12 protein-coding genes are annotated in these 13710 nt (G+C 36.1%); 7 read left to right on the top strand and 5 right to left on the bottom strand.

All coding sequences use genetic code 11. From position 1 onward, the window contains the following. Positions 1–134: 134 nt before the first annotated feature. From AC4PRO_RS16065 to AC4PRO_RS16050, 4 genes are all read right to left on the bottom strand, one after another. Positions 135–3836 (bottom strand): PorP/SprF family type IX secretion system membrane protein, encoded by a 3702-nt coding sequence (locus AC4PRO_RS16065; RefSeq protein WP_492118097.1) that lies wholly within the window; start codon positions 3834–3836, stop codon positions 135–137. A 1-nt stretch (position 3837) separates the two neighbouring features. Further along, positions 3838–5226, bottom strand: a complete 1389-nt coding sequence (locus tag AC4PRO_RS16060; protein ID WP_492118096.1) for a T9SS type B sorting domain-containing protein — start codon at positions 5224–5226, stop codon at positions 3838–3840. A gap of 173 nt (positions 5227–5399) precedes the next feature. Further along, on the bottom strand, positions 5400–6689 hold the full coding sequence (locus tag AC4PRO_RS16055) for a beta-helix domain-containing protein (RefSeq protein ID WP_492118095.1): 1290 nt from the start codon (positions 6687–6689) through the stop codon (positions 5400–5402). Positions 6690–6841: 152 nt separating this feature from the next. Beyond that, positions 6842–7285, bottom strand: a complete 444-nt coding sequence (locus AC4PRO_RS16050) for a hypothetical protein (RefSeq protein ID WP_074720260.1) — start codon at positions 7283–7285, stop codon at positions 6842–6844. 351 nt (positions 7286–7636) lie between these two features. On the opposite strand from AC4PRO_RS16050, the gene AC4PRO_RS16045 reads away from it, so the two are divergent. From AC4PRO_RS16045 to recA, 4 genes are all read left to right on the top strand, one after another. Then, a complete protein-coding gene (locus tag AC4PRO_RS16045) occupies positions 7637–8785 on the top strand; it encodes a DNA polymerase III subunit (RefSeq protein WP_074720262.1) in 1149 nt (382 codons plus the stop codon). Between the two features lie 4 nt (positions 8786–8789). After that, entirely contained in the window at positions 8790–9173 is a 384-nt protein-coding gene (locus AC4PRO_RS16040) for a DoxX family membrane protein (protein WP_074720264.1), read from the top strand. Positions 9174–9216: 43 nt separating this feature from the next. Continuing rightward, positions 9217–9726 (top strand): acyl-CoA thioesterase, encoded by a 510-nt coding sequence (locus AC4PRO_RS16035; RefSeq protein WP_492118094.1) that lies wholly within the window; start codon positions 9217–9219, stop codon positions 9724–9726. Between the two features lie 214 nt (positions 9727–9940). Further along, positions 9941–10948 carry a recombinase RecA gene (gene recA / locus AC4PRO_RS16030; protein WP_139174183.1) on the top strand — a complete coding sequence of 336 codons (1008 nt, stop codon included), beginning with the start codon at positions 9941–9943 and terminating at the stop codon, positions 10946–10948. 35 nt (positions 10949–10983) lie between these two features. Here the strand turns inward: recA and AC4PRO_RS16025 are convergent, their stop codons facing one another. Beyond that, a complete protein-coding gene (locus AC4PRO_RS16025) occupies positions 10984–11766 on the bottom strand; it encodes a lysophospholipid acyltransferase family protein (RefSeq protein ID WP_074720270.1) in 783 nt (260 codons plus the stop codon). An 89-nt stretch (positions 11767–11855) separates the two neighbouring features. Between AC4PRO_RS16025 and AC4PRO_RS16020 the strand changes: the two genes are divergently transcribed. From AC4PRO_RS16020 to trpS, 3 genes are all read left to right on the top strand, one after another. Then, positions 11856–12023: a GxxExxY protein gene (locus AC4PRO_RS16020; RefSeq protein ID WP_262488701.1), complete on the top strand. Its 168-nt coding sequence runs from the start codon at positions 11856–11858 to the stop codon at positions 12021–12023. After that, on the top strand, positions 12007–12207 hold the full coding sequence (locus AC4PRO_RS16015) for a GxxExxY protein (protein WP_492118093.1): 201 nt from the start codon (positions 12007–12009) through the stop codon (positions 12205–12207). The genes AC4PRO_RS16020 and AC4PRO_RS16015 overlap by 17 nt, the downstream gene beginning before the upstream one ends. Before the next feature lie 146 nt (positions 12208–12353). After that, on the top strand, positions 12354–13331 hold the full coding sequence (gene trpS, locus AC4PRO_RS16010; protein ID WP_492118092.1) for a tryptophan--tRNA ligase: 978 nt from the start codon (positions 12354–12356) through the stop codon (positions 13329–13331). Positions 13332–13710 lie beyond the last annotated feature (379 nt).

Below are 13710 nucleotides of genomic sequence, written 5' to 3'. Positions count from 1 at the left end.
CTCCTGACAACTATCTTCATTGTTTCTTTTGGTCAAATCGAGTTCTTCACGACGAACGGATGAGCATCATTTTAATCCTGACCCATAAAGACCTAAGCAGCGGGGAACTTAATTCCACGCTGCTTTATCCATTCCTATTCTACCTTAATAATTACCATTTTACCATTATACGGCTTCTTGCCTTTTGACCCTAGGGCGTTCTGCGCTTCCTGTAAATTATCATATTTATCGCTATAAATAAAATAGTTACCTGAATTTACGTCATAAAAGAAATTAACATTTGATAGACCCGCTGACACGGCTTTCGTTAAGAAAACATCTCTTTTTGCAACCTCTTTATGTGCAGCAAGTATTAAATAATAGCCTCCTTCAACATTTTTAATATTCTTCTTAATTTGCATATTGGCTTGCTCCTCTCCATAATCAAAATCTTCTGATTTGACTGGCGCTGCACTTACTTTTGTTGTTTCTTTAATACGTTTTAAAGCGGCAACGTCTTCTAAATACCTTCCATCATCATTCACAAAAGCAGCACGTTTTATTCTACGTTTCCTCTCAATTTCTGCTTCCACCTTAATCTTTTCTAAAGAGGCAATTAAATTTGCATTGGTCTGCTCTGCTTTTAATTGTGCACTTTTTAAAGATGTAATAGTACTCAAATAACTTTTTGTAAGCGCATCATTTTTATCGGATACTTTTTTAACTCGTTCGTCATACAAGACTTTGAATTTATTTAAAAGATCATTTTGACTTTTATTTGCATCAGTAATTTGTATTTTTAAAGATTCCAATGCCCCATTCTCACCGGCACTACTTTTAAATTCCTTAGGAGCGCTAACGATCCCTTGTTCACTTAAATCATTTTCTTGTTTTAAATCTTTCAGTTCTTTTTCTTTATTGGCGACCTTTTCATTCAACTGAGACAATAATTGTTTTTGCATCTCATTAGAATTCTCCATTATTTGAGCCAAATTATCCATCGCTTTCGCATTGGTGTCTTTCGGAACTATGCTTGCTTTAGCCTGCGCTTCTGCGTCGGCTTTTACTTTGGCGTCTGCTGCTAATTTCGCTTGCGCTGCTGCATCCGCTTTCTCTTTAGCATCTGCAAGTTTAGCGTCCGCATCCGCTTTTGCTTTGGCATCCGCTGCTAATTTCGCTTGTGCTGCTGCATCCGCTTTCGCTTGTGCATCTGCAAGTTTAGCGTCCGCATCTGCTTTTGCTTTGGCATCCGCTGCTAATTTCGCTTGTGCTGCTGCTTTTGCTTTGGCATCTGCAAGTTTAGCGTCCGCATCTGCTTTTACTTTGGCGTCTGCTGCTAATTTCGCTTGTGCATCCGCTAGTTTAGCTTCGGCATCTGCTTTAGCTTTGGCATCCGCTGCTAATTTAGCTTGTGCAGCTGCATCCGCTTTCGCTTGTGCATCTGCAAGTTTAGCGTCCGCATCGGCTTTTGCTTTAGCATCTGCTGCTAGTTTAGCTTGTGCTGCTGCATCCGCTTTTGCTTTGGCATCTGCCGCTAGTTTCTCTTGTGCTGCTGCATCTGCTTTTGCTTGTGCATCTGCAAGTTTAGCGTCCGCATCGGCTTTTGATTTAGCATCTGCTGCTAGTTTAGCTTGCGCTGCTGCATCAGCTTTCGATTTAGCATCAGCTGCTAATTTCGCTTGTGCTTCTGCATCCGCTTTTGCTTTGGCATCTGCCGCTAGTTTCTCTTGTGCTGCTGCATCCGCTTTTGCTTTGGCATCAGCTGCTAGTTTAGCTTGTGCTGCTACATCTGCTTTTGCTTTAGCATCTGCTGCTAATTTATCTTGTGCTGCCGCATCGGCTTTTGCTTTGGCATCCGCTGCTAATTTCGCTTGTGCTGCTGCATCCGCTTTCGCTTTGGCGTCATCAATAAGTTTCGTCTGTGCTTCTGCATCGGCTTTAGCTTTGGCGTCTGCCGCTAATTTATCTTGTGTTGCTGCATCTGCTTTTGCTTTTGCTTTGGCATCCGCTGCTAATTTCGCTTGTGCTGCTGCATCGGCTTTTGCTTTGGCATCAGCTGCTAGTTTCTCTTGTGCTGCTGCATCTGCTTTTGCTTTGGCGTCATCAATAAGTTTCGTCTGTGCTTCTGCATCGGCTTTTGCTTTGGCATCAGCTGCTAGTTTAGCTTGTGCTGCTGCATCAGCTTTCGCTTTGGCGTCATCAATAAGTTTGGTCTGTGTTTCTGCATCGGCTTTAGCTTTGGCGTCTGCCGCTAATTTTGCTTGTGCTGCTGCATCTGCTTTTGCTTTGGCATCATCAATAAGTTTCGTCTGTGCTGCTGCATCGGCTTTTGCTTTGGCATCAGCTGCTAGTTTAGCTTGTGCTGCTGCATCAGCTTTCGCTTTGGCGTCATCAATAAGTTTGGTCTGTGCTACTGCATCGGCTTTTGCTTTGGCATCTGCTACTAATTTAGCTCGTGTTGCGGCATCGGCTTTTGCTTTGCTATCAGCTGCTAATTTAGCTTGTGTTGCGGCATCGGCTTTTGCTTTGGCATCTGCTGCTAATTTAACCTGTGCTGCTGCATCGGCTTTTGCCTTGGCATCTGCTACTAGTTTAGTCTGAGCTGCTGCATCTGCTTTTGCTTTGGCATCAGCTGCTAATTTAGCTTGCGCCGCTGCATTGGGCTGTAATTTAGCTTGCGCTTGCGCATCTGCTTTTGCTTTGGCATCTGCCGCCAATTTAGCCTGTGCTGCCGCATCTGCTTTCGCCTTCGCATCTGCAATTTCTTGCAATTTGAATAATCGTCTTTCTTCCTTTTGAACAATTAAAGCCTCTTTGAGTTCTTTTAATTTTTGAGCATCAATCGGAGAAAGAATTGTAGATTCTTTTGGTTTTACATTAACTGGTTTTCTCTCCGCTGCAGCAATAAGCGAACCTTCTTCTTCATCATCGCCATAGTAGAAATTATTACTTTTGAATTTATATGCAAATACGATTTCATGTGAAGATCCAAAATTAGAAAAATTTCCAGTTCCTTTTTCAAAATTATACTCAACCGCTATTCTTGAAGTTATGTTCATCCCTACCCCAGCAGACATTCCGTACAAGGTATTATAACCTGCCTGTGCCCAAATTCCTTTGGGAACAGTAAACATCACTAAGCCCGAAATAACAGTTTTATCTTTTTTAAATTCGCTTTTAACTAAACTTGAAAATTTACTCTTGTCAAAAAAACCATACGTATCTAAATATCCCGTATACATAATGTGCCCTTCAATGCTTTTTTCGGGATCCTCTTCAACTAATTTGGACGTTTTAAGATTATATAAAAAAAGGTTATTTGCAGAAATACCAAAATCTAGAAAAGCGGTTCCGTAATTTATACCTGGGTTAACCGTTAATAAAGAATTAGAGGGTACGTTGTCTAAAGCTGGATCAGGGTAATTCGATATTACCTTACCGCTATTTAGGCCGCTTTTATAAAAACCTACATTCACACCGAAAGTCAGGTTACTATCTTCTTGAAGAACAACATTGTGAGCAAAATTTCCAACAGCTCCAAAAGTAGTTAAAACACCATAATTTTGCTGAAACAAACCAATAGCCATTCCTTCATTCTCACCAAACCTCCCAGAATAACTAGCCAAATAAGTTAAAGGTGCATTATCAAATTGAATCCATTGTCTTTTATTATAAAAACTAACATAGGTGTTTTGTTCCCTAACAAAACTAAAAGTAGGGTTGATTAAAAATTTATTAAACTTCAAGGAATTCCTTATGGGTAATGAAAACGAAACAACTCCATTCTCTTGGTCTTGAGAATAGAGTAATTGAGTTGTGCCATAAAAAAGGGCTATGAAAAGTAGAATTTTTCTCATTTTATTTAAACACGGTTATTGAGCCTTTTTTTACTTTTTTATCTTGTGTTGTAATAATATAATAAAAAACTGGGGTTACATTTTTAAAATCAACCTGATTATCAGGCCAATTATTTTGATAATCATTGGTTTGAAATACAATTTCTCCTTGAGCACTGATTACCATTATTTCGGTATTTGTACCACTCACATATTCTTGCGGTAAAACCCAAGTATCATTTACACCGTCGTTATTAGGGCTTACTATGTTAGGTATATCTGCTACGTCTGGAAACGGATTGGGATCAAAAGATAAGTTCACTATAAATGGCAACTCACTAGAACTAACACATCCCGAGGTTTGAGTAATCACCACCTTGTAACTTCCTTTACTAGTAACGCTATAGGTGTTTCCTATTGCACCAGGAATAACAACATCATTTAAATACCATGCAAACGTAGGATTGAGTGCATCAGTTGTCACGACTGTCTCTAAAGATTCTCCAGGCGCAATTGTATTCACATCGCTAACGTTGATACTACTCGCAAATTTAACATTTTGCAAATCAATCGAAGCATTCGCCTGACAACCTCCAAAATCAACCTTTACAGCATATTTTCCAGCAACAGTAGCACTAAAAGTTTGGCTATTAGCACCCGAAATAACGCCATTTTCATTTGACCATTGGTAATTGTTACCTGCAGTAGCGCTTAATATTGTTGCGCCTTGTGCCGCACAAAAAGGATTTCCTTTACTAGATATTATCGTAGCTGTACCAGAGGTTGAAGATGCCGAAACAGTAACTCGATTTGAATATGAATTTGATGTACAAGTACCATAATTCGTTTCTACATAATAAATTCCTGGGGTACTAACCGTATAGCTACCGGCTGCTGCGGAAGCGAGTTTAGTTGGTGGTAGTGTCGATCCGTTATCTTTAAACCAATTATAGGTTAAAGAGGGATACTTTAATGGGGAATCATTAGTTCCGGTTCCTGGATTATCAATCGTTAAAACGTAACTTCCCCCAATACAATAGGTGGCGTTTCCTACAAAGTTATTAATCGAAAACGGAGTGTCTTGTATTTTATAATAGGCTGCAAAAGAATTAGATACAGGACTTGTAAAAGCTGCTGAAGTACTTCGTATTCTAAGTTTATAACCTTCACCCGCTGTAGTGGTAGGCACCGCAAACGCAAGAGTTGCTGGAGAGCTGCTAACTGCTCCCGCAACAGAAGTGTAAAGTACTGTAGGCGTCGCAGAGAAATTACCCACCGGATCTGATAACTCCACTATAAATTGATTAGTAGGAGTTACTCCTGCGGCATTAAAAGTAAATTGAACTTCAAAACTATTAAATCCAGAATTTGCACAAATATAACTAAGGAAAGTAGGTTTCCCTATAGTCATTTGAGCATATAAACTGGCTGTTAAAGGTAAAACCAAAAACAAAAAACAAAAAAATTTTTTAAAGAAAAGGGGTGTTTTTCTATACATTATTTGGTCTAATTAAAAACATGTTATATGTCATTAGTATAAACCTCCACGTCATAAATCAAATAATTTTACAGTAGGGTTTTCAATTAATGGTTGTTAGAGGCCGTAATTTTAGAAAGTTGTAATCTAAAATCTGGTTTTTTCTCATTAGCGAAATCGATAAAAGTTTCCTTATTATCGCTTTTGGCAAACACATTAAAAAATGCGCTACTACCATACCAACTCTCTAAATCATCATTATTAGAGTTGAATTCCGTAAAGATATTTCCATTACAAAAATTGAAATACATATCTTCAAATTTAATCTTAATCAAATTTGCGTTATTAATAACGATATTATTGTCTAACAAAACCGCGGGATTAAACCCAGAAATAACACTTCTCTTGAAAACAATAGAGGCGTTGTCTCCTATATGTACCGCTTCTTTCACTAAACCCTTTTGAATATCAACGCTTAAATTATCACTATCATTAACAAATGTTAGATTAGTTGCTGTAACCAAGGTTTGTTGTTTAGTAAAATCAACTTCTGATTTTTTATCATAAGAGGCAATATCCATACATCTGGAACCTGTATTACTAGATATATAAGAGTTTCGTATTGCAATGGAGTTATCAATGCGACATTGAGTTCCATAATTAAACTTATAATCAATACTACTTGATTTAAAAGAAACTAACTTATTCAGAACAACTTCTCCTCCAAATACTTCAAAAGAATCACCGGCACAATAACTTACCATTATGTTTTCGAACACTGTTTTGTTTCCTACACCACCTAATAGCAACCCATTAAAAACACCTGCATCTTTTATACTTTTCCCAGCAAATTCAATTCTTACATATTTCAAAATACCTGAATTGCTACTTGGATTTGTACCTCCATAAGAAGTCAAGGCATTATCCAAATCATAATTCACAGACGAAACATTTCCAAATTTATTAATAGGAGCATCTCCTAATATGATTATTCCTCCCCAATCTCCCGCTTTTCTTACTCCTCTATTAGAGGTAAAAACGATCGGGTCTGTCTCTAAACCTTCTGCAATAATGCTAGCACCTCTTGTGATGGTGAGCGATGCTTTAGAATCATAGTCTCCTAGTATTACAGTTCCTGGTTCAATGGTAAGAACAGCATTATTAGTTACGAATACGCTTCCTTGTAACACATAAACATTCTTCTTGTACAGCTTTGTATTTACAGAAATAGAACCTGCCAATATCTGATTGGCTTCGCTATACTCAATTTTATTGGGTCTAAATTCTGTCCAGTAATTTAACCAGTTACTAGAACCTATAATTCCTTTTTCTTGCTGTGCATTCACACTGCAAACTCCTAAAAGGAAAATCACTAAAATTTGGGGTAATTTTTTCATGGCATTAAAAGATAAAATTAATAATCCAAAAACTCTTTCCAGCTTTTGCGGCTTTTTTCAGCATAAATTAAATATGTGTTTTTAACTATTATTCGAAATCAGCACGCTACTCTTATAAAAACCAATTATTTAATGAAACCGAATTTTAATCATTAGTTAGAGTCAAACTCATGTAATGATTTCATTATATTTTCATAAAACAGAATAGCATTTATTAAATTTCTTGTATCAGAATAAGGTACCATTGTTCTTTGAAACTCAACTGTAGATTCAAGAAACTTCGTGCAGCTTTCATCCTGACTAGCTAGTGCTTTTTTATTGTCTGCGTTATTAGGTATTCCTAAGTCCGTTAGAGTTACTCCTGGCTTAGTAGCTAAAGCAATGTGAGGCAGTATTTTAACCAAAACTTTTATACGTTCAATATATAATTCTAATAATTCTCCTTTATTCATTTCTTTTAACTCTTGCTGAACGTGATAACCTCTTATTACCGCTGTCTTACTAATAATACTTTGAGGCAAATCTTTGCTTTGAGCAGATACACCGCTTATCGATAAAATTAAAAATAAACTTAAAAAAACAATCTTCCTTTTCATAATTAAATAATTTAAACTTTAGTTAAGAAAAACAAAAATATACAAATTAAGTTAATTTGCAACTTTATTATTATGTTTTGTAAAATTTTTGTTTAACGAAAATTCCTTAAAAAAAGTTTTTAAACTTGTAAAACGCACATTTCAAAGGATTTAATCGTTTTTTAACATTAAATTATATTAGTTGCGTTTAAAAATTTATTATTACAATAATAGCTACTTGTATTACAGCTTTTTAACAAAAAAATTGTATGGACTTTGCAAAATGAAATTGCGATAAAAAATGAGCTAACAACATTTTAAAGTTTCTTTATGAAAATTTTTGACTATCCCATTTTCTTATATCTTTGCTTAATGCAATTTTCTGAAATTTTAGGGCAAGTACACATAAAAAATCATCTGACACGAAGTGCCGATTTGGGTAGAATCCCGCACGCACAATTGTTTGTCGGTCCTGAAGGGAGCGGCACTTTACCCATGGCCATTGCCTACGCACAGTACATTTTATGCGGCAATCAAAACGGAGAGAATAATGGTGCCAATCAAGCATGTAATTTAAAGTTTCAAAAAATATCGCATCCTGATTTACACTTTGCCTATCCTACCGTAACGACCGAAGAAGTAAAGAAAAATCCTAAAAGTATTGATTTCATTACTGATTGGCGACAGTTCATAACTAAAAACCCCTACGGCGGTTTATTTGACTGGTATGCCATATTAGGTGTTCAAAACAAGCAAGGCGAAATAAGAGTAGATGATGCACAGGAAATTCTAAAAGCATTGTCGTTAAAATCATATGAAGGCGGTTATAAAATTATGATCATCTGGATGGCAGACAAACTAAACATTTCTGCTTCCAATAAATTATTAAAGCTGCTGGAAGAACCGCCAGAAAAGACCGTTTTTATTTTAATCACTGAAAACGAAGAAGATTTAATTCAAACGATACGTTCTCGTTGCCAGATTTTACATTTTAACGGTTTAAGCGAGCCTATTATTGCCGAAGCCTTGATAGCAAAAGAACAAGCCGACCCAAAACTGGCGGCGAAAATCGCACATCAGGCACAAGGAAACTACAACATTGCCTTGCATTTACTCCATGCTGATGATGAAGAGCACCCCTTTGAGCAATGGTTTGTTACCTGGGTTCGGGCAGCATTTAAAGCAAAAGGAAATGCTGCGGCGATTCAAGATTTGATTCTTTGGAGTGAAAAAATTGCCGGCTTGGGACGAGAAACCCAAAAGAAATTTCTTCAATTTTGTATCGAAATGTTCCGTCAGGCGCTAATGCTGAATTACGAGACCAAGTCGTTAGTTTATTTTGAACCTAAAGTCGATAAATTCAAACTAGAAAATTTTGCTCCTTTTGTAAACGGCAATAACATTCACGATATTTTCAAAGAACTATCCGACGCCATGTATCACGTGGAACGCAACGGAAACGCAAAAATTATTTTAACTGATTTATCAATCAAACTAACACGTCTAATCCACAAAAAATAACCTTATGAACAACGTTGCCTCTATTTTAATTTTAGTTTTTTTAGCGATCTCTTTTCTTCAATCTGGTTACGATAAACTGTTTTATTGGAAAGACAATGTCGACTGGTTAAAAGGTCATTTTGCTAAAACACCTTTACGAAATCAAGTGCCTTTGGCTTTAGCCAATGTGCTAGTCTTAGAATTAATATCTGGTATTTTGTGCATTGTAGGTTGTATCGAGTTATTGATAAACAACGGTAGAGAGTTTGGTTTTTACGGCGCAGTATTTTCTTGCATAACTTTACTTATGTTGCTTTTTGGGCAACGATTGGCAAAAGATTACGATGGAGCAAGAACCATTGTTATCTATTTTATACCGGCAGTAATGGCCGTGTACTGGTTAAATTAGAATACATAAAAAAAAGAAAACAGTAATTACATTGACAAATAAAATGACACCAAAACATCCTTCCGAATCCTTGACAACATTAACCGATTTAGTGTTACCAAGCGAAACAAATCCTTTGAATAATCTTTTTGGCGGTGAATTACTAGCACGTATGGATCGTGCTGCGAGTATTGCAGCAAGAAGACATTCAAGAAGAATCGTAGTGACAGCATCTGTAAATAGCGTGGCTTTCAATAGAGCCATTCCGTTAGGAAGTGTAGTTACTGTTGAGGCTAAAGTTTCTAGAGCTTTCAAAAGTTCGATGGAGATTTTTATCGACATCTGGGTAGAAGACAGAGAGTCTGGTAATAAAACGAAAGCCAATGAGGCCATTTACACTTTTGTTGCAGTAGATGATACGGGAAGACCGGTAGAAGTACCTCAAATAATCCCAGAAACGGAACTAGAAAAAGAACGTTTTGATGCCGCGCTAAGACGCAAACAACTCAGTTTAGTTTTGGCCGGAAAAATGAAACCAGAGGAAGCTACAGAATTGAAGGCCTTGTTCTTATAAAAAAAGAGAAATTAACGCTCTGATTTTTTGGCAAAATCAAGAGTTTAAAAAAAATGTTGAAAGAGAAAATTCGCATCATAAAAAGAAGTATTTTTACGAAAATATACAATTACTTTTAAATGAAATTTTCAGGATAATAACACATCCTGTTAGTTTGTTACAGATAGAAAAACAATACAAATAGATGAAAGAAAAGGTAAAAGAGAAAGAGAAGATGAGTACAGAGAAAGAAGCAAAATTAAAAGCGCTACAACTTACGCTTGACAAACTGGATAAAACCTACGGAAAAGGAACTGTAATGAAAATGGGCGATAAAGCCATTGTAGAAGTAGAAACTATTTCTTCAGGGTCTTTGGGTATCGATTTAGCATTAGGAGTTGGTGGATATCCAAGAGGAAGAATAATCGAAATATACGGCCCAGAATCTTCTGGAAAGACTACTTTGACACTTCATGCCATTGCAGAAGCTCAAAAAGCGGGTGGAATTGCAGCATTTATTGATGCAGAGCATGCATTCGACAGAAATTATGCTGAGAAATTAGGGGTAGATATTGAAAATCTGATTATTTCTCAACCCGATAATGGAGAACAAGCATTAGAAATAGCTGAAAATCTGATTCGTTCAGGAGCAATTGATATTGTTGTTATTGACTCTGTTGCTGCTTTGACTCCAAAAAGTGAAATCGAAGGTGAAATGGGAGATTCTAAAATGGGACTTCATGCTCGTTTGATGTCTCAAGCTTTAAGAAAATTAACTGGTACAATCAGTAAAACTAATTGTACTGTATTCTTTATCAATCAATTGAGAGAGAAAATTGGAGTAATGTTTGGAAATCCGGAAACGACTACTGGTGGAAATGCATTGAAATTCTACGCTTCGGTACGTTTAGATATCCGTCGTTCTACACAAATTAAAGACGGAGACAGCGTTCTGGGTAACAGAACCAAAGTAAAAGTGGTGAAGAACAAAGTAGCACCCCCTTTTAAAATTGCCGAATTTGACATCATGTACGGCGAAGGAATTTCAAAAACAGGGGAGATTTTAGATCTTGCTGTAGAGTTTGAAATTATCAAAAAAGCAGGTTCTTGGTTCAGTTATGGTGAAACCAAATTAGGACAAGGACGTGATGCTGTAAAATCGTTAATAAAAGACAATCCGGAATTAGCAGATGAACTTGAATTAAAGATTAAAGCCAGAATAAAAGAATTAGCAGACGCATAAAACTAAAAAAGAGTTGGCCATGGCCAACTCTTTTTTTATACTTTACTTTTTGCAAAAATCGGTTTCTTCTCTTTTGATTCTTTCTCAAACTGCACTAACTGATTATAAATGACATCCCGAACTTCCTCTCTGATATGTCTTCTGTCTGAACCTGTTTTTCCAGAGGTTTCGATTTGTTCGTGTATTTTAACACGCATTAATCCTGGGCCACCGCTAAAAAAAGTATAAGAAAGTCTCTTTTTATTATCGGCAAAAGTAATAGGAACTATTGGGATTTGATGTTCAATTGCGAGTCGGAATGCACCGTCTTTAAAAGTATCCAAAAGTAGAGATTCATCATCAGGAACGCCGCCTTCAGGAAAAATACAAACACTTAAACCGCGGTCTAATCTTTTCTGAGCCTCATTAAAAACAGTCAAACGGCTTTTAGAGCAACCTCTGTCTACTAAAATACAAGTTCGTTTGTAGAAAAATCCAAATAACGGAATCTTGCCCAACTCTACTTTTCCAACAAAAACAAAAGGGTTTTTAACCGTGGCGAGCATCAGCATAATATCGGTCATAGAAGTGTGATTAGCCACAATCATATAACTTTTATTCGGTTCTAAGGTTTGGTTTTTTTCAATTTTATAGTAAAACCCCATTCCGAAGAGTATGAATTTGGCCCAAATTCGAGACATTTTAAAATAGTACGGATAGCCTTTTTCAGAAACGATAGACACTAATAAAAATGGCAACATTATCACTATTGGGATAGTAAATAAAACATAAAACCACATCCGCCATAAAGTCCAGAAAATTATTTTTATTCCTTTCATGGCGTCAAAAGTAATGAATCGAATGTTACTTTTGATAAAAGAATTAAAGTTAGTGTGTTATTAACCGCAAAGAATGCAAAGTTTTAAAGATGACCGAAAATGAAATTTCAAAAATTGTAATTGGTTTAGCAATCGATGTTCTTAAAGCGCTAGGCCCTGGACTTCTAGAAAATGCAACTAAAGAATGTTTGTTTTACAAAATAAATCAGTTCGGACTTTATATTGAAAAAAGAGAACTCCATGCCAATAAAATTTGAGGAAGTAATATTAGATTGTGGTTATAGAGTTGATTTATTAGTAGAAAAGAAATTAAATATCGAACTTAAAAGTGTAGAATCTTTAAATGATATCCATTTAGCTCAAACTTTGACTTATTTAAAATTAGGAAATTATAAACTTGGACTACTAATTAACTTTAATGAAGTGCTTTTAAAAAAATAGAATAAGAAGAGTTGCTAATAATTTATAAAAAAAACAACTAACTTTTAACTTTGCGAAAACCTTTGCTGACTTTGCGGTAAAAAAAGAATAATCGTTGTTAACATTGAGAAAAACTTCACGAACTTTGCAATCAAGAAAAAATTACAATGGCAAAAATACTTACAGGCGTTCAAAGTACAGGAACTCCACATTTAGGAAACTTACTGGGCGCAATTATACCGGCAATACAATTATCAAATGATCCTAAAAACGAATCGTTTCTTTTCATTGCCGACTTGCATTCGATTACGCAAATAAAAAACGGAAAATTACTAAGAACGAATACCTACAGCACGGCAGCAGCTTGGCTAGCTTGTGGATTAGACGTCAATAAAGTAGTTTTTTACAGACAATCAGATGTGCCGCAAACAGCGGAGTTATCTTGGTATCTGAGTTGTTTTTTTCCTTTTCAACGTTTGACCCTAGCGCATTCGTTTAAAGATAAAGCCGATAGATTAGAAGATGTAAACGCAGGATTGTTTTCGTATCCAATGTTAATGGCTGCCGATATTTTATTATATGACGCTGAACTAGTTCCCGTAGGGAAAGATCAATTACAACATGTAGAAATCACCCGTGATGTAGCTTCAAGATTCAACCACCAGATGGGCGAAACCTTCGTAATTCCGGAAGCTAAAATTCAGGAAGACAGCATGCTGATTCCTGGAACAAATGGCGGAAAAATGAGTAAATCGGCTAACAATTTAATTAATATATTTCTAGAAGACAAAGCATTGCGCAAGCAAGTGATGTCTATAGAAACGGATAGCACACCGCTAGAAGAACCTAAAAATCCTGATACGTGTAATGCTTTTGCTATTTATTCGTTGTTAGCCACTGCCGAGCAACTAGCTGCGATGCGTGCTAATTATGAAGGTGGAAACTATGGTTATGGTCACGCCAAACAAGCTTTGTTTGAACTGATATGCGAAAAATTCAAAACCGAAAGAGAAAAATACAATTACTATCTAAATAATCTCGAAGAGGTAGATGCATTATTGAAAATAGGAGCCGGAAAAGCTACGGCTGTTGCCAATGGTGTTCTAGCGAGAGTTAGAGAAAAACTGGGATTTGAAGTAAATTAAGTCTAAAAACACAATAAATAAAACAAACCCTTTCCCTTCAAAAACGGAAAGGGTTTTGTTTTTTAAAATATCACTACAACTGGGTATTTCATTAATAATTTTATTTCTATAACTTTGCCTTATTCTCTTTAACCGAATAGTCTTAACTTTACAAATCAAACTATGAAACAAACCACAAACCACAAAGCTGCATTAGCAAATTTCTACTGTTTTTTGTCCTAGCGCTCACCTTAAGTAATTGCCAAGTTGAAGAAACAGTGATCTTAAATCATACGATTGAAGCTCAAACATGGTTCAACAACAATATTACTTTAAAAGAATTTCCTGTTTTAAGCTATACAAAAGATATTGATTGGAATAAAGCTATTGTTACTAATGG

Source organism: Flavobacterium sp. DW-iso2, from assembly GCF_058725285.1.
The sequence above is the reverse complement of the archived record's forward strand: the minus strand, read 5'-3'. Positions and strand labels throughout refer to the sequence as shown.